Here is a 17204-nt window from a genome sequence, read left to right on the forward strand (position 1 = left end):
GCAAGCGGTGGTTCTATGCCGGGCGACGTCGCAAAGCGAGGCACCCTGCCGCGACAATCGCGCCACCAGCGAGCGCCCACAGGCCTACGCCCTCACCACCGGTCTTGGGCAGTGCACCCTTGGTGATGTCAGCGACCTGAAGGACGCCGATCTTCTTCACACAGTTGGCAGCGGTGTCAGACTCAGCGCACCTATTACTGGTGATCGCGGTCCCTCCGGAGAGCACCTTGATGACTGCATTGCCATTCTGATCCCACTCCGTCGAGAACTTGATCGGCGCGGGCAGCAGGTTATAGCCGTTCGGCGCCTTCGTCTCGATGAGGTAATAAACGCCAGGGGCATCCAAGCCTTCGAGCTTGACGCGGCCTGTGGTGGTGGTCGTGGACTGCTTCACCACGGGGTTAGCATCAACGTTGACGCTGCCATCCGCGTTTAGCTTCAGGTTACCGTCAGCGTCACCGCGGTGGACAGTGAACTCCGCACCATCGAGCAACCTATCGGTTTGGATCTCGTTCGGCTTGTCCGGGTTGTAGCTCGCCTTTTCGAGCAGGACATCCATTTCCTTGGTCTCCAGCGGGATACAGTCAGTATCCTTCCAGCCACCCATTTCTGCCTCATTCATGAGGCCAAATTTAGGCTCGTGCAGGCCACCCTTGGTGTAGCAGCGCGAGTTACCTGCAGGTTGGCTCGGGTAGCCGGCTGGGACGGAGGTGCTGTCCAGTTTTGAACGATCCAGCTTGAAACGCACCGTCACCTCGTAGACATGCTGCCCAGTGCTTCCGCCAACACCCTTGGATTTAGGTTTAATGATCTTCGGAGTGTCATTCTTGTTGAGTTCGTACGGACCGGTGCCCGGGTACGACTGCGGCTGGCTGGTCTTGTTGAACTCGTCCTTGAATACCACGGAGGCGCCAGTAACCGTGGCAGCACCAACGAACTTCGGGGTGTCCGTAAGCTTGCCGTAGATCACTTCGTTGGTGTCGAAGCCAGGCGCGTCCGGTGCCTCAACTACGACGTTGTACTTCGCGGTGTATTCGTTCGCCGCACCCGGAACGGGCTGCGGTTTGCTGTCGACAGCAACCTTATTGAAACAGGCTTCAGTAGCGACGTTGTCATCTTCAGCCGGACTCGATTCCCCGTCCGTGGCCTGGAAGGCCACCTTGTTGGGACTACACACCGTCTTGAGGTTGCCGTTCTCATCTTTTCGCACCGGCGCAGAGACGACGTACTCTACCTTCGCGTGTCCGGGAAGGGTACCCACGTAACCCTTCATGTACCCCACCTCACCACTTGTGGCTGACGGCACGTCCATCCCGGCGTAAATGCCGCTCTCAGGTTTGATCTCATTGGGCCCCGGACCACGGCCGTTGACCACGGTAGATCCCGGACCAAAGCCCTCAAACTTTGCCTTGGGGTCGGTAGCGTTCACACCATAGTGAGTATCCGTTGGTAGGTATTCCCAGAACGTACCACCCGAGCTGGCATTGTCCGTAGTGTTTTCCAGGGAGATGGTCCAGAAAGTACGCACTTCACCGTTTACTATCTTGGTCTCGGAGCGTTGCTTCTTCACCGCAATGTTTGATTGCAGCGCTGGCGGCGGCGGAACTAGGTCGGAGGCCGCGTCCGTGTTAAATGAAGCAGGCAGGTTGTTCATTATGTTGACCAGCTCGAACTTCGGGCTATCATCATCTGGGTTGGTGATCTTTAGCTCAAAGCCCAGCTGATTCGCATTCGCACTACCCGAGCCAAAACCCAGGTTTCCATTGGAGTAGGTCCACGCCTTGCCCCAAGAAGCAGAGGGGTTCGAGATCGTGCGCCCATCCAAGGTCTTGATGCCGGTGAGATCCCAGGTCCTGATGTCGCCGGTCTGTGTGTCAATGCGTTCAAGGATAAGCTTGTCGCCTGCCTGAGCCTCACTCTGGAAACCCCACATATACTTCTGGGCTTGCGGGAGCACCGCCCAGTCCTCCGAGTAGGACTTCTGGCTTCCTAGCACGCGTTGAGCCGTGACTTTGTCGACGTCGACCTTATAAAGGTGACGGCTACCAGAAGTGGACGTGTTGCCCACAAAGAATCCCTCGCTGGTGTACACGCCAGCGTTGAGGAGATCCCGGTCGCCGCTCGTTTCAAACGGGGTACCGGTACTTCCGGCCTTTAAAATAGGCCCAAGATTATATACTTCACCGGTTGCCGGATTGATCTGAAGGAGATTTCCTGCCGGGTAGCAAGGATCACCATTTCGGCCGCGACTCTGGCTCACCGCATAGAGCCAGTTATCACTCGAATCAAAGGCTAGAGCATTGTACACCCAGGGAGTGGGCTCTCCCACCTGGCGAAAGTCTCGGCCTTGTTTGACTTGACGGCTCAGAATGGAAGTGTCTCGGCGAAGATCCTTAGGTTCACTGGTTACAACGTAGACAGGGCTACCGTCGGCAAATTCAGCTGGGGTGAGATCGCGCTTTGGCTGTCTGCTTGTAACCGGATCTTGGCACTCCTCTTTCGCAGGAACAGTGAAGGAAGCTGTAAACACTGTATTGACTGGCCCGCGGTGAACACCCTTGAACTGAATCTGGGCGTTACCGCCGATAGTGATCCGTGGGAGGGTGACTTGGTATTCCTTAGCACTGATCTTCTTATAGGTTGCCTTGGCCTCGTACCAGCCGCCATTAGCACCGGTGTAATAGATCGTCAGGTCCTCAGGGTTAGTCGATAAATTACTGTTAACGCTGGATTTGAGGGTAACCACCGTGCCTTGCGGAATGGACAGCTGGCCGCCAAAAAGCTCATCGGACGGAATCTTAAAGTTCGGGATATAGCGGCTTCCCTTGAGCACGTAACCATCGTTTTGCATCGTGATGGTTCGGTCGCCTGCAGCGTACGGGGTAATGTTCGGTGCTGCCATCAGGCGAGCTGGAGCCTCGTCAACGTCAGCAATTTCCAGCGGCTCAGTCACTTCCGAAGGAGCTTCTGGGGTTTCGCTGGATTCCGTTGAAGACGTGCTGGGCGTCTCCTCGGCTACTCCCCGCACATCGACGGACATCCCACTAAGTTCGGAATCCTCTGCGACCGCTGGGGTCTTCAATGAGAAAGCTGCTCCTGCTGGCACGTCAGTAGAAAGGCCAGTGATTCGGAAAGTCACTGAAGAGCTGGTTGATTTTACAACGAGGTTGTCTCCTTCGCGGACGGGGATCTCTTCGCCGTCGATAGTCAGTGTGTAGGCCGAGCCTTCGAACTCCAGTCCTGCAGTCTCAACAGTGAACTCCAACTCCTCCACGGTTCCGGCGTCAACAAAGTGGCCTTCAAATGTTGCGGAGTCGCCAGCAGTCAGGCTCAGCTGGTCTGCAGAATCGAGCTCGGTGCGCAGAGCCGTGGTTTGTGCTTCGGCGACGGCACCAACGATTCCGGGCAGGGCAGCCGGTGCAGCAACACCAACAATGAGAGCCAGTGCAGCAATGAACGCCGCAAAAGCTCGCCAGCGGTACACTACCGGCTCGGCCGGGTGAGCATCTGTCCAGGACATTAGCGTCCCTCGCTTTCTGAATTCTTCCTACGGCTAAAGGCAATCATCACGAAACCAGTGGCGATCAACACCATCGCTGCGGCAACCACACCGAGTACCTGCGCACCGGTCATCGCCAATGAGCCACTGTTCCCCGACGGAGCTGCCGGAGTGGAGGTCTTACCTGCACCTGGAGTACTCGACGGTGTTGTCTCGGGTTGGTGTGGCGGATTCCCAGGCTTAGTCGGTGGATAGTTTGGAGTTGTTTGCGGCGTGTTCGGATGCGACGGCGGAGTAGTCGGCGTCGTGGGCGGCGTTGGTGTTTCACCCGGTTTGTGAGTCTTGGCCACAATTACTCCTGGCACTGGTTTCGGATTGTCCGCCACAGTGTGGAATGGAACCGCTACCACAAATGGGTTGATCTCCCGGTAGGAGTTATCTGGCGCCGACGACGTCACTACGTAGAAGCCATCCGCTAGACCGTCAAAGGTCACTTCTCCATTGGCATCGGTGACCTGGTCCACGTGCACGTCGGTACGCCATTCACGAACCTCGGCCAGACCCGCGTCTTGCACGCGTGCTACATCGTCAGCGTTGTTTGGATCTAGGCCGGCGAGCCGGGCCAGATGTATCGTGACTCCCTGAATCTTTCCCGAAGGTGCCTGCCCATCGTCGTCGGGATTGCCCTGCGTAAGCCGAACAGTCACCGTATCCGTATCTACGGTGCGTTCCGCACCAGTAGTCTGTTGCCCGGCAACCTGCACCGCTTCCGCAGCAACCATGCCCGGCCCCGCGAACGCGATTGCACACGCTACTCCGACGGCAAACATTCGGGCCGACCATGTATTTGTCAACCTCTTCATCGCCTTACTCCCGCACGCTACTTTTCTCATTAATAACTTCATGTGCTCCGGCCGCCTTCTGCCGTCGCAGCCACCACACCAGCCAGCAACCAATGACAATCACCGCAGCCAACAGTGCGTACATCCACCATTGCCAACCCGGGCCGTGGGAGCCTTCAAATACCGACTCCTCTCCCGGCTCCAAAGGAACCTGATGGCCACGCACCAGCAAGCGATGCGTGTTGATCCCGTACGGGGTGCACGTAATCAGTGTGACGTAATCCTGATCAGCGACTGGCCGTAGGCCATCTACCTCGCTCGGCAGCACAACTTGAATGTCGTCTACGACGTATTTCATTTTGTGGCCAGCAACCTGGATGTAGAACACATCTCCCTCGGTGGCAGAGTCGAGGTGATCAAACATCGTCGAATTTGCCAGACCCGTATGCCCCGTAATGACGGAATGAGTTCCTGGTCCGCCTACCGGCAAATCAGAGCCATATAAATGTCCTAGTCCACGCTGCAGTGTCTTATCCGCGGTGCCATGAAACACCGGCAGATCGACGTCTATTGCTGGAAACACGAGGCGAGCCATCGCTTCGGTCTCACCCAACTGTTCCAGGTAAGCCTCATAATCGGGATTATCCACACCGATACGGTTCAGCCACGGATCCAAGATCGGACCCGAAGTCTGCTCCTCGTTGTACGCATGCGCAGCATCCCATACGGAGTCCTGCACCTGCGCCGGTGTCTCTTTGTCCAGTCGCGCATACTCTTGCGCCACCCGTGAGGCATTCCAGTTGTTCCAGGCGGTCGAGACCACTGGGTACAGCATCACCAACAACCCGACGACAACGATTACCGCCGGAAGAGCTAAGCCTCCACGGCGCCTGTGCCGCCGGCCCATTTCCTGGCCTACCACCGAAGTCAACGACCCGCACCACCCAAAATAATGCCCCACGCGCTAGCGCAGCGCGACCGGGATTACAACGAAAGATAAAGATAGGGACCGGAATCTACGCCTAGTCCAGTCCCCTCATTGGGTCGGGCGGCCTACCTTGGCTACCCGACCCGCAGCGCAGACCACCATGGACAGTCTGCGCTACCGGAACTACGCCCGGCTATCAGTTACGCGCGGTACGACGAGCGAACCATGCACCAGCTGCGACGATGGCTGCACCAATAGCGGCCAGGATGCCGACACCAGCACCACCAGTCATCGGCAGGTTCGGGGTGTCCTGCTTGATGTTGTCGATCACAGACACGAGGGTAATCTTGTCGTCACCGTTGAGCTCACCAGTCTTCGCGATGTTCTCGCGGGTAAAGTCAATCTCCACCGGCTTGTCCAGCTCGGCGTAACCAGCCGGTGCCTTGGTCTCCTTCAGGCAGAACTTCTTGGTTGCCGGGGAGACCTCCTTGCTGTCCTCGAAGTCGGTGACGTGCAGGCCGTCGATTGTGAAGGTGCCGTCAGCGCCGGTGGTCCACTTGTCGGCACCGTTAACGGTCAGTGGTTTCTCGCCGAGGTCGGTGGCCGAGGTGCACTGGTAGAGCTCGAACTCAGCGCCTTCCAGGACCTTGCCGGCCTCCTTGCCGTCCTTCTTCACAACCTTGAGCTTGCCGTGGTAGGTCACGACCTCGTTGGTCTGGTTATTGACTTCCTTGCCGGTGTTCGGGTTATTGAAGATGACATCAGCCTGGTTCTTCAGCTCAGTGGTGTCGCCAACCGCCTTGCGCTTAACCTCGAAGGTCAGGGACATCTTGGCACCGGACTTGACCTTGGCAAGGCCCTGCTCGGTAAGGGTTACGACAAGCTTGTTGCCGTTGGCCTTCGGGTCATTGACCGTGTAGTCACCCGCAGTGAGAACCGTATCGCCAGCCTTTACTTCAGTGACCTTCTGGAAGTCCAGGCGCTGATCCAGCCGATCCTCGAAGCGGAAAGCAGTCAGGTTCTTGCCTGCTCCCCAAGTCGGAGCATCCGCATTGATGGTGTAGGAGTACGCGTCCTGGATGTTCTTATCTGCATCCTTGACAGTCTTCTCGGTCTTGGTCTCCGTGTTCTTTGGGTATGCGATGACGTCGTAGTTCCAGGCATCGGAAGCCTCGTTGACCATCGGGACCGACACGATGAACGGAGCACCAGCAACGATGCCGGCCGGAGCGTTAGTTTCCTCTACCAAGTAGATACCCAATGGCAGATCAGTGAAAGCTGCCTTGCCATCAGTGCCGGTGGTTGCTTCCTTGGTTTCCGCAGTCTTCTTGTCGTCCTTGACGTCAGCAGCGGTCTTCGGGAACGTCGCCCAATCACCGTTCTGCAGATCGTAATCGAGCTTGGTGATCTTGTAGGTCACACCAGGCAGAGCCTCACCCGGGACGCCCGTCATTTCCTTACCAGTGGCCCGATTATCGGTCTCGGCGCCCTTCTTCTTGTGGAGGGTGATCGAGCCCTTTTTGTTGAAATTGATGTTTGCCTTGTTCACGGCGCCCTGCTCAGCAGCAGGCTGCGCATCGGCAGCACCGTCTTGCGCCAGGGCCCCCGGAGCGGAGATACCCATAGAGAAGCCAACGACGGCAGCGAAAGTAACCGAACGAGCGGTACGAGAGATCTTGTTCACGGAAACTGGTCCTTTACACGAGTTCTGAAATGAGGCACCGCGCCTCATTGGCTGTGTGCAATCCACTCCCCACGGTTCACGCACCATGACCTGACTCGTTGCTAAGAATCTTTCGCCTGCCGAGAGTACTTTTCAGGCGGAAACGTCTACGCAGGCCCCAACCTTAACTAACGATAGCCTGTGGATTACATAACTAGATTCTACCCCCAGCGTGTTGGGCAAAGTCCCCGACTAAAGCTCCTCCCCCGCAAATCCGGCTAAACTTCTCAAGAATCCGCACGGTCCACCCAAACGTGAAGACTCCTTCTGCAGTTCAACTAATGTTTTCGAGACGTCATCTAGTTTCGTGTGAAATTGAACACATTGCCCATTTAAGGGGTAGGCCTGTTCGATTTTACACCCGTTACATAGAATGCAAGCTTCACGCAGGAGAATAGCTTCCCAGAGAGCACCTTCCAACGACGGCGAAACGAACCATATATGCTGCCGATACCACCAGATAGAACATCCCCTTTGATGACCCATAAAAGGAAGCGTCACCAAGGGCGCTCAAGGTACCCTGAACTCATTTAGATTCTCAGCCTTCAACAGCCCACGTACCAAAGAGTTAATAGCGTTAAGATTCCTGACAAGAGCTCTCTACGTACTCTGAGCCTCGTCGGCGGCACGAAGAAGCGCCGCATAGGCACCGCCGCGCGCAAGCAGCTCGGCGTGGGTGCCGCGTTCGGCGATGCGGCCGTGGTCCAGGACGACGATCTGGTCGGCGTCGTAAATCGTGGACAGGCGGTGCGCAATGACCAAGCGGGTGGCGTGTGCGCCGAAGACGGCCTCCTGGATGGCGCGCTCGGTTTCGTTGTCCAGAGCGGAGGTGGCCTCATCGAGGATGAGCACCTGCGGGCGACGCAGGAGCGTGCGAGCCAGGGAGAGGCGCTGTTGCTCACCGCCGGAAAAGCGGTAGCCGCGCGAGCCCACGAGGGTCTCGAGGCCGTCGGGAAGGTCGCGAACAACGTCGGCCACGTTGGCGGCGGTGAGGGCGGACCACATCTGCTCCTCGGTCGCGTCCGGCTGGGCAAAGAGGAGGTTCTCACGCACCGTGCCGTGGATGAGGTAGGTCTCCTGAGAGACCACGCCGATAACACCTGAGCGCTGCTCGGCGGGCACCTCGCGCAGGTCCACCCCGCCCAGGCGCACGGAACCTTCGGTGGGATCGGCCAGGCGCGCCATGAGCGCGGCGATGGTGGACTTGCCGGAGCCGGTGTGGCCCACCAGGGCGGTGGTGGTGTGGGCGGGGATGTGCAGGGAGACGTCGACAAGCGCGTCAGCATGCGTGCCCGGGTAGCGGTAGGTGACGTGGTCGAGGGTGAGGGAGGCGTCGGCAAGCTGGGCGTTTTCGGTGGCCTCGGTGAGCTCGGGTTTAAGGTCCAGGTATTCGAAGATGCGGCTAAACAGCGCCATGGAGGCTACCCACTGCGCGCCCACGTTGAGCAGGCCGGTAATGGGGCGGAAAATCTGGGTCTGCAGGGTGGAAAAAGCGATGAGCGTGCCGATGGTAATGCCCGGGCGCAGGCCGGCCACCAGGTAGATGAGCGCCGGCATAACACCGAAGATGACCTGTGTGAGCGCCATGCGCCAGCGCCCGGCAAGCTGGGACTCGAGCTCCAGGCGGATAAGGGAGCGCGAGGTGTCCGCGAAACCGGCGTAGACCCGCTCCTGCGCGCCCAACGTAGAGGCCAGCCGCATGCCGGAGACGGAGAGGTTCTCCGAAATGGTCTGCTGGAGCTCCGCCTGGGCCTGGCTGTTTTTCTCCATGAGGCTGCGGCGCAGGACGGCCGCGCGGCGCGTGAGCCACACCGCGGGCGGCAGGACAATCAGGGACAGCAGGGACAGCGTGGGCGAGAGCGCCACCATGGCCACCAGGGTGGCCACGGTCATGGTGAGGTTGCTCGCCACGGAGGTCGCGGTGGTGGTGACCATGCCTCGCATGGCCGCGATGTCGTTAGTGAGGCGGGACTGGATCTCCCCGCCCCGGTTGTTGGTGAAGAACTGCAGGGACTGGCGCTGCAGGTTGGCAAAGACCTGCGTGCGCAGCTCGTGCATGATGGTGTGCCCCACCCGCGCCGACAGAAAGGACTGGATAACGCCGATGGCCTGGGAGACCACGGTGATGGCCAGCATGCCGCCGACGAGCCACAGCAGCAGCGCGGTGTCGTGTTCAGGAATGGCCTCATCCACGGTGCGGCGCACCAGGAAAGGCTGCACCACCGTCAGCCCGGAGGTGGCGATGATGAGTGCCACCACCAGCAACAGCGTGCCGCGGTGCGGGCGAAACAGGCCGGCGACGCGGCGGAAGGCAACCGGGTGCTGGGCCAGCTGATCGATGTCCGCCGGGTCCTTCACCGCGGTGTGCATCGGCCGGGTCATGGCTTAACCGCAGGTAACGATGGGCTGCGGGTCGTAGACCGTGGTGGTGGTCTCCCGGGAGATCTCCTTGCCGGAGAGGTCCTTGATCACGCGGGTATCCGAGGTGGTGAAGCCCGGCGCGCCAGACGACGGCGAGCAATCCTCGCTCACCGACTTGCGCTGCGGCTCCGTCTTGGCCCAGCGGCCGTTGTTCACAGACTCAACGTCGACGGTCTTAGTGCCCTTCAGGCGCACGGTGATCTTGCCGCCACCAAAGTCGGTCTCAATGCGGACTGGGGTATTGAAGGTATTGGTGAACTGCAGGTCGATGGCGCCCTCGTACACGGTGGCCTCGCGGCCGGCTGGGTAGCGGGAAATGTAGTACGAGTGCGGGGTGTGGGCGGTGTCTTCCATGCCCGCAAAGTAGGCAGCGTTGTACAAGGTGGTGGCGAACTGGGAGATGCCGCCGCCCACGGCGGAGCCGGAGTGGCCATCGATAATGATGCCGGACTCAACGTAGCCCTGTGCCGTGCCGCGAGGGCCCGTGTGGCCGTTGAGGGAGAAGGTCTCGCCCGGGTTGACCACGGCGCCGTTGACCTGTTGGGCTACCAGCTCGATATTCTTGCCGGAGGCAGCGGAGTAGCCCTCAGTGGTGAACTCGCCCACGGTGTCGTTGAAGGTCGCCTTCTTGGCATCGTCGGTGGTGAACTCTGCTGGGTCCGGCTTGTAGGTAGCATCCCACTCGCGGTCGTCGCCGGTCACGCGCTTGTCAAAGTCCTTCATGGTCGGCTCCCAATCGATGATCTCGCCATCTTCGGACGGGGTGATCTGCTTGTCGTTGCCGTTGAAGGAAATCTTGGCATTTACGCCAGGGACATCGGCGCCCTCGGAGCGCTCGGCCAGCAGCTCCTGCGCGCGGTTGGTATCCACGGCGAGCTTAAGCTTGCCGTCCTTCTTTTCAATGCTGGTGAACTGGGAGATTTCCGGCTTATTCAGGGTAGCGCTGACATTATTTTTGGCCTTCAAGGTAATGGGATTATCCAGCGCCTTGGCGGCATCGCCAGTGCGCATGGCCTCGATAGCTTCATCATTGATGGCCGGCTCTACCTCTTCTGGGTCCACGTTTACGCCCTCGGAATCGAGCCAATTATCCGTAACCGCATTGTGCAGGGTGCCGGCATCTACGGTTTGGCCGAGCTTGGGGTCGGTGACCTTGAGCTCACCATTGTTGAGCTCCAGCATGCCATCGACTGGATCGGTGGAGAGATCCTTCTTCACGCGGTCCAGAGCCGGTTGCAGCTGGGCCTCATCCACATTGGTTTCTACCGGAATATCCCGGGTGGAGCGGAAGAAGCTATACAGGCGGGTAAAAGGATTGAGGGAAGGCTCCTCAATATTGTCCACGGCGCGCTGGTTATCCAGGGCGAGGCCCGACTCGGAGGGAACGAAATCGGTGTGCAGGTCGCCGGAGGTAACGCTCACGGGCTCGGTTTCTACGCCCGCAAGCTCGTCTTCGAGCTTCTCTACTGCGGCGGTGCGATCCATGGCGGAGATATCCACGCTGTTGACGGAAACGGCGCGCGGAATCTTGTCCTGGTTGGCTGCGACATCCCAGGCATAAGCAATGCCCGCGATCAGGACAAGGCCAACCAATACGCCGAGCGCGATGAGCCAGCCTTTAGCACCGTTTTTTCCTTCTGCCTTTTTCACGCCTTAAAGGTTAACGGTTTTAGTGGCATTTTTCCTAGTCCTGTGCGGGCTCGGGTGCAGCGCCGGCCGGGGGAGCGCTGACATGGCGGGCGGCATCTGCAAGGCGTTCGAGTGGCAGGCGGCCCTGGTCGACGGCGCCAACAACGGCGTCGATCACCGCATTAATGTCGCCTTCGGTGGACCACAGGGGCATGTCGGCACCGGCATTGAGGGAGGCCACGACGGCGTCGGCAAGCGGGTGCGAATCCGCAATCGCCTTCATGCCGCCGATGTCATCGGTATAGATGGGCCCGTCGTACTGCAGGGTCTCGCGGGCTAGGCCATAGGCTTCCGGCAGAATGGAAGCGGGAGTCTGACCATCGCCCAGGCCGGGCACGGCGAGATGGCCCATCATCAGTGCGGCATTGGGTGCTTGGGGAAGGGCAGCCTTAAAGGGAATGAACTCGTGGCCTTCTAGTTCTTCTAGCGGCGGGGTAACGGCCTCGGCCAGGTGGGTATCGCCAGAAGCACGGCCGTGGCCCGGGAAATGCTTGAACACGGCCTTGACCCCAGCGGAATCCAGCCCGCGTGCAAAGGCCGCACCATACTCGCCTGCTTGGACCGGATCGGTGGAAAATGATCGATCGCCCACAACTTCCAGGCCATTGCCATCGACGTCGAGCACCGGCGCGAAATCCACGTTGATGCCATGCGCCTTGAGGCTCGTGCCAATCTCGTGCGCAAGCTGCTCCACCTCTTGTGGGGAACGCTCGGCCGCCATCTGTTGCGGCGCGGGATACTCGCCCAAAATCTCCGAGAAACGTTGCACGCGCCCGCCCTCAAAATCGATAGAGACCTCAAAGTCACGTCCTACTTCCTGACGCAGGGCGTTAATATCGCGGCCCTCTTCTTGCAGCAGGTTTGGATCCGCCCAGCTAGGAATAAAGATTCCGCCCACTCCGGCATCCAACTTGGCCTTAGCATCGTCGTAATTGGTGACTGGGGGCATCAGCACGGAAGCAGCCATGGCGCGGATGTCCTGCTGCGGGGTTTCTTCCTGCGACGTTTCTTCTTGCGTCTCGTGCGTCGCGGAAGTTGAGCTCGACGCGGCCGCGGTGGTGGAGTCCTGGCTCTCGTTGCCTTCTTGGTCGGAGGTGGAGCAGGCGCCCAGGGCCGTCACGAGGGCGAGGCTGGCGAGAATGCGCGGAGTTTTCATGCCTTCTAGTGTGCAATATTCCTCGCGTTCTGTCGCAAGCGGTGGGTAGACTAGTGACATGAGTAACGGCGAGACAATGCTAATTGCCTACGATGGCACCGAACGAGCCGGCCGCGCCCTCGAGTACGCGGCCCAGCTGCTGCGGCCCACCACGGTAGAAATCCTCACCGCCTGGGAGCCGGTAGCCCGGCAGACCGCCCGCGCCGTCAGCCGCACCGGAATGCACCAGTCCACCGTCTCCCCGGACGGCGTCGAAGAGGATCCGGCCTATGAAGAGGCGCTAAAGATTTGCCGCCAGGGCATCGAGCTGGCCGAAAGCCTGGGCCTAGCCGGCCGCGCCCACCTGGTGGAATCCGCCACCACCATCTCCTCCGCCATCATTGATGCAGCACACGAGCTGGACGTGGACGTCATCGTGACCGGCACCCGCGCCCTGACCGGCTTCCGCGCGTGGTGGACCAACTCCACCGCCGATCAGATTGTGCGCAACGCCGGCCTTCCCGTCTTCATCGTGCCGCAGGAAAACGAGGATGACGCGGACGATGATGAGGCAGAATACTTCTAAATAGCTGCTAGTATCTTTAGCCATGGCTCTGGAAACCGATTCTTTGAACAAGCGCACCCTTGGCCCTGCCATCGGTAGCGCTGTTGTGGGCATCGCGCTCGGCGTCATCACCATCATCGGCATCGCACAATTCTCCGGCACCGATACCGTGCCGGAAGGCAATGCGGTTTCTGCTTCCGATGCGGTTTTGGGCGGCCCTGAGTACGGATCCCGCAACTAGGTGTGCGTACCCTCCGCGGGCGGCTTGCCCGCCCCTACCCGCTGGGGATCCTTGCCCTAGCGCTCATCCTCCTCGTGCAGCCGTGGGGGCTGACGGCGGCCGATACCAAGCATGATCTGGCGGCCGATCCGCTGCACTTTCTCCGCGGGGCGCTCAGCGCCTATACGGATACCTTTACCCTGGGGCAGCTACAGAATCAGGCCTATGGCTATCTCTTTCCCCAGGGACCATTCTTCGTTTTAACCCAGCCCCTGCCCGATTGGGTGGCCCAGCGCCTCTGGTGGCTACTGGTCTTAAGCGTCGGCTTCATCGGCTTCCATAAGCTCGGCCGCAAGGTGGGCCTGCGTGGCTGGTGGGTCTGGGTGGCGGCGATGCTCTACGCGCTCTCGCCGCGCACTCTTTCTACCCTGACCGCCATTTCTTCTGAGACCTGGCCGGTCATGCTCGCTCCCTGGGTTATCCTGCCCTTCCTCAATGCCAAGCTCACCTGGCGCGATGCCGCCGCGGCCACCATCCCGGTGGCGCTGATGGGTGCGGTCAATGCCACCGCGACCATCGCGGCGTGTATCCCGGCCGCTGTAATCCTGCTCTACTGCCGCGCCTTCAGACCCGGCGCGGCCTGGCTCTTAGGGTGCTTGGCGGTGTCGGCGTGGTGGATCGGCCCGCTCGTCGTGCTTGGCCGCTATGCCCCGCCGTTTACGGAATTCATCGAATCCGCCCGCGTAACCACTCGCTGGCTCAACTTGCCCGAGATCCTGCGCGGAACCACGAGCTGGACGCCGTTTGTCGATACCGAACGCGTAGCCGGCTATGAGCTAGCCACCGAGTCCTTCTTTGTGCTGGTCACCATGGGCATCGCGGCCGTGGGCATCTACGGGCTCACCAAGCTGCCGCGCGTGTGGTCCGTCATGCTGGTGGTGGGCATCGCGGTGCTGGGCTGCCAGGTGGCGTGGTACCTCGATGCGCTCGATGGACCGCTGGCCGCGCTGCGCAACCTGCATAAATTCGATCCGCTGGTGCGCATCCCGCTGCTTCTGGGCGTGGCGCGCGCCTGCGCCAATCTTCCACTTCCGAGGAGCTTGCGCCCCACCAAGAAACAGACGGTGGGTGCGCTGACGCTGCTGTTGTGCATCGCGGTGGTCTCCCCGGCATGGTCGCAGCGCTTGCTGCCGCTGGGTGCCTATAAAGAGGTGCCCTCCTACTGGCACGAGGCCACGGACTTTATCAATACCCATGCCGCCGATACCCGCACCCTTATCTACCCGGAGGCGTCCTTTGCCCGGCAGACCTGGGGATGGACGCGCGACGAGCCGGCCCAGCCGCTGCTCGATGTCCCCTGGGCCGTGCGCGATGCCATTCCGCTCGTGCCCCCAGAGGCCATCCGCGGGCTCGACGGCGTCATGGCCGCGCTCAAGGAGGACCCGGCCACGGGCGTGCGCTCCCTGCAGCGCCTGGGCATCGGCGCGGTCATGGTGCGCCATGATCTCTTCACCGGCGAGGACGAGGCCCTGGCCAGCAAGTTTGGCGGCGAGGTCCATCGCTTCGGCGACGTCGACGTCGTCCTACTCAACCACGCCGGCATGTCCTTAGGGCCGACAGAGCCAGTCCGCGTGGCCGGCGGCGGGGAAGCCTTGGCGCTTCTCGACGCCCACTCCACCCCCACCACCCGACAGCTCGTCGATCGCGACGCCGATATCGTCACCGACACCCCGACGCTCACGGACCGCAACTACGGCACCCTCGATGGCCCCATCTCCGCGCCCCTGGCCGCGGACGACCCCAGCCACGTGAATAACCGCCTGCGCGACTATCCCTCCGCTGGGCCGCTTACCCAGGTGGAAACCCACGGCGGTTCGGTAGCAGTCTCCTCCTCGGCCGCCGATGCCACGGCCTTTGGCGGGGCCCAGCCCAAAAAGTCCGCCACGGCCGCGGTGGATGGGGAAAACTCCACCGCCTGGTGGCCCGCGCCGGGCGATGATGCCGGGTGGATTGAACTGCGCGGTAAATTCACCCAGCCGCGCCTCAAGCTCATGGCCACCAGCGCCACCACGGTAACCGTGCGCTCTGGCAGCGCGGCCGTAGACGTGGACTTACAGCCCTTCCGCTCGCAAGAAGTCCGCGTTCCCGGCGGCGATACCGAGTCCATCCGCGTGGAGCTATCCCACCGCACCGGGATCGCGGAGTTAGGGGTGGAAGGCCAGCCGGTCGAGCGTGTGGTGACCGTCCCGGATACCTCCCCCAATGTGCACCAATTCTTCTTCCAGCGCATGCTGCAGGATACCGGCGTGCTCATCCGCGATTTCACGGCACCGCGCTCCATGCGGGTGACGGTGGATTCCACCAAGCCCGTGCTTATCGACGCCCACCGCTACTCCCCCGGCGAATCCCTCACCCTCAGCCCTGGCACACACCGCGTGCGCACCACGGGGCCGTGGGTGAGCCTGCGCGAGGAGGGCTGGCAACCAGCGGGATCCTCCGAGCCCACCGGGTACTCGATTGCAGCCGCTGATGAGGATCGCCTCTTGGTCACCGGTCGCGCCTTCAATAAGGGACTGCGCGGCTACCTAGGCGATCAAGAGCTCACCCCGCGCGAAATCGATGCGGCCACCCAAGCTTTTGTCATTCCGGCCGGCCACTCCGGTGACTTCCGCATGACCTTTAGCGCCCAACCGGTTTACCTCGCCACCCTCCTCTTCGGCGGCGCGCTGGGGTTACTTACCCTCGGCCTGTGCATCCTGGCGGCCACGCGCCGTCCGCCTCAGCCCACTTGGCGCGCGCCGCGCGGCGGCGCTGCCTCGGCTGTGGTCGCACTCGGCGCACTGGCCCTCACCGGCTGGCCGGCTGCGGTGGCGGCCGTTGCCGCTTGGTTGGTGCTGCGCTGGACCACCATCCCGCGCGCCTACCTCGCGCCTGGTGTCGTGGCGGCGGCCGGGGCGATCCTTGCCCGCGCGCCGTGGACATCGGGATCCTATGCGGGCGATTCGCTCCTACTTAGCTGCTTGTGTGCCGCGGGCGTGGCCTGTCTTTTCGCCTCCGACCGAGGAGAAGATCCCGGCCGGGACGCTCGATGAGCGTATAGCTCGCGGCCGAGACCACCACGGTGGCCACCACCGTTACGGCCAGAATCACCCAAAAGTCCAGGGGTTTCCCGCTAAACAGCGGCACCCCGGTAAGCGGAAACGCCAGTCCCAGAATGGCCACATGCCACAAGAAGATGGAATAGGACCACGCACCCAGTGCCTGCATGAGCGGGCTGGTCAGCCAGGACTTATCCCGTGGGGCGAGCGCCACCGGTACCACCACGACTGCGGCGAAGGCCGCTCCCGCAATGATCCGGCGGGAAAATTCGCCCGGTTCTGGATGCACCAGTCCCTGCGGCCCAAACCACTCGCGGCTGGAAATCCACAGCACCACCGCTGCCACGAGCCACCATGCCCAGCGCGGCCGCAGCGCGCGTTGCACGCGCCGGCTAACACCAGCTTCTTCGCATTCCGCGGCCAGCATTCCCACGGCAAACCACGAAGCATATGCCGGCGGCCAAATCTGCGAATTGACCTGGTCCTTGGCGTAATCGGCCACAAAGGGAACGAAGCCCCAAGCCCAACTGATCACAGCGCCCAGCGCGATGGCCGCTACCCGCCAGCGCCGCGGCAGCGTACCGAGGAGCCACACCAACAAAGGCAAGGCAAGGTAGAAGAAGAACTCCACGCATAGCGACCACAGGTGGGTAAGCCCCGGTGCTAGCCCGTCCACCACATAGATCTGGGTAGAGGTGAGGTTGCTCAGCAGTTGGGTGAGGGTGAGCGAGTGGGCGTCGGGAAGCAGGAGCATCACGGCCACCACGCAGGCATAATAGGCTGGCAATAGGCGGGCCACGCGCGAGCGCGCATAGCCGGATAAGGTGTGCAAGCCGCGGCGACGCCACAAGAGGAAGGCACTGAGCGCAAAGAAGACGGCGACGAAATAATCAAAGCGCCCGGCAAACCCCCACCCGGTTCCGGTCTGAAAAGACACGTGGGTGACAATGATTCCAAGGGAGGCGACCGCGCGTAGACCGTCCAGCTCCGGCAGATGCTGGGGTACGCTTTTCACAGATGCCTGCGGCTGCACGCTTGCTCCTAACCCCGGATCGACCTGAAACTGATTGGACATACTACTGCA

The 17204-nt window shown here is 61.1% G+C and carries 11 protein-coding genes; 3 read left to right on the forward strand and 8 right to left on the reverse strand.

Going from position 1 to position 17204, the window contains the following annotated elements:
* Positions 1-13: 13 nt before the first annotated feature.
* From MHX61_RS01340 to MHX61_RS01370, 7 genes are all read right to left on the reverse strand, one after another.
* Positions 14-3520, reverse strand: coding sequence for a SpaA isopeptide-forming pilin-related protein (locus MHX61_RS01340; protein WP_239191766.1), 3507 nt, complete (start codon positions 3518-3520; stop codon positions 14-16).
* On the reverse strand, positions 3520-4404 hold the full coding sequence (locus MHX61_RS01345) for a surface anchored protein (RefSeq protein WP_239191768.1): 885 nt from the start codon (positions 4402-4404) through the stop codon (positions 3520-3522). Before MHX61_RS01345 ends, MHX61_RS01340 begins: the two co-directional genes overlap by 1 nt.
* Positions 4367-5248, reverse strand: a complete 882-nt coding sequence (locus tag MHX61_RS01350) for a class C sortase (protein WP_301715515.1) — start codon at positions 5246-5248, stop codon at positions 4367-4369. The genes MHX61_RS01345 and MHX61_RS01350 overlap by 38 nt, the downstream gene beginning before the upstream one ends.
* A 217-nt stretch (positions 5249-5465) precedes the next feature.
* On the reverse strand, positions 5466-6953 hold the full coding sequence (locus MHX61_RS01355) for a SpaH/EbpB family LPXTG-anchored major pilin (RefSeq protein WP_239191770.1): 1488 nt from the start codon (positions 6951-6953) through the stop codon (positions 5466-5468).
* A gap of 639 nt (positions 6954-7592) precedes the next feature.
* Positions 7593-9374, reverse strand: a complete 1782-nt coding sequence (locus tag MHX61_RS01360) for an ABC transporter ATP-binding protein (RefSeq protein ID WP_239191772.1) — start codon at positions 9372-9374, stop codon at positions 7593-7595.
* A gap of 3 nt (positions 9375-9377) precedes the next feature.
* On the reverse strand, positions 9378-11063 hold the full coding sequence (locus MHX61_RS01365) for a VanW family protein (protein WP_239191774.1): 1686 nt from the start codon (positions 11061-11063) through the stop codon (positions 9378-9380).
* A 34-nt stretch (positions 11064-11097) separates the two neighbouring features.
* A complete protein-coding gene (locus tag MHX61_RS01370; RefSeq protein ID WP_239191776.1) occupies positions 11098-12258 on the reverse strand; it encodes a glycoside hydrolase family 3 N-terminal domain-containing protein in 1161 nt (386 codons plus the stop codon).
* A 58-nt stretch (positions 12259-12316) separates the two neighbouring features.
* Between MHX61_RS01370 and MHX61_RS01375 the strand changes: the two genes are divergently transcribed.
* The 3 genes from MHX61_RS01375 to MHX61_RS01385 are packed head-to-tail and all read left to right on the forward strand — an operon-like array spanning position 12317 to position 16114.
* Complete coding sequence (locus MHX61_RS01375; RefSeq protein ID WP_049359996.1) at positions 12317-12823, forward strand: universal stress protein; 507 nt, start codon at positions 12317-12319, stop codon at positions 12821-12823.
* A 22-nt stretch (positions 12824-12845) separates the two neighbouring features.
* Positions 12846-13043 carry a DUF2613 domain-containing protein gene (locus tag MHX61_RS01380; RefSeq protein ID WP_005325448.1) on the forward strand — a complete coding sequence of 66 codons (198 nt, stop codon included), beginning with the start codon at positions 12846-12848 and terminating at the stop codon, positions 13041-13043.
* A 2-nt stretch (positions 13044-13045) separates the two neighbouring features.
* Positions 13046-16114, forward strand: a complete 3069-nt coding sequence (locus MHX61_RS01385; protein WP_239191778.1) for an alpha-(1->3)-arabinofuranosyltransferase family protein — start codon at positions 13046-13048, stop codon at positions 16112-16114.
* Here MHX61_RS01385 and MHX61_RS01390 read toward each other — a convergent pair.
* The gene (locus MHX61_RS01390; protein ID WP_239191781.1) at positions 16035-17195 is read right to left on the reverse strand and encodes an acyltransferase; all 1161 of its coding nucleotides are present in this window, start codon (positions 17193-17195) and stop codon (positions 16035-16037) included. The two genes, MHX61_RS01385 and MHX61_RS01390, sit on opposite strands and share 80 nt — an antisense overlap.
* Positions 17196-17204: the final 9 nt, after the last annotated feature.

It is taken from the genome of Corynebacterium sp. ACRPF (assembly GCF_022347395.1).
GTDB lineage: Bacteria > Actinomycetota > Actinomycetes > Mycobacteriales > Mycobacteriaceae > Corynebacterium > Corynebacterium tuberculostearicum_D.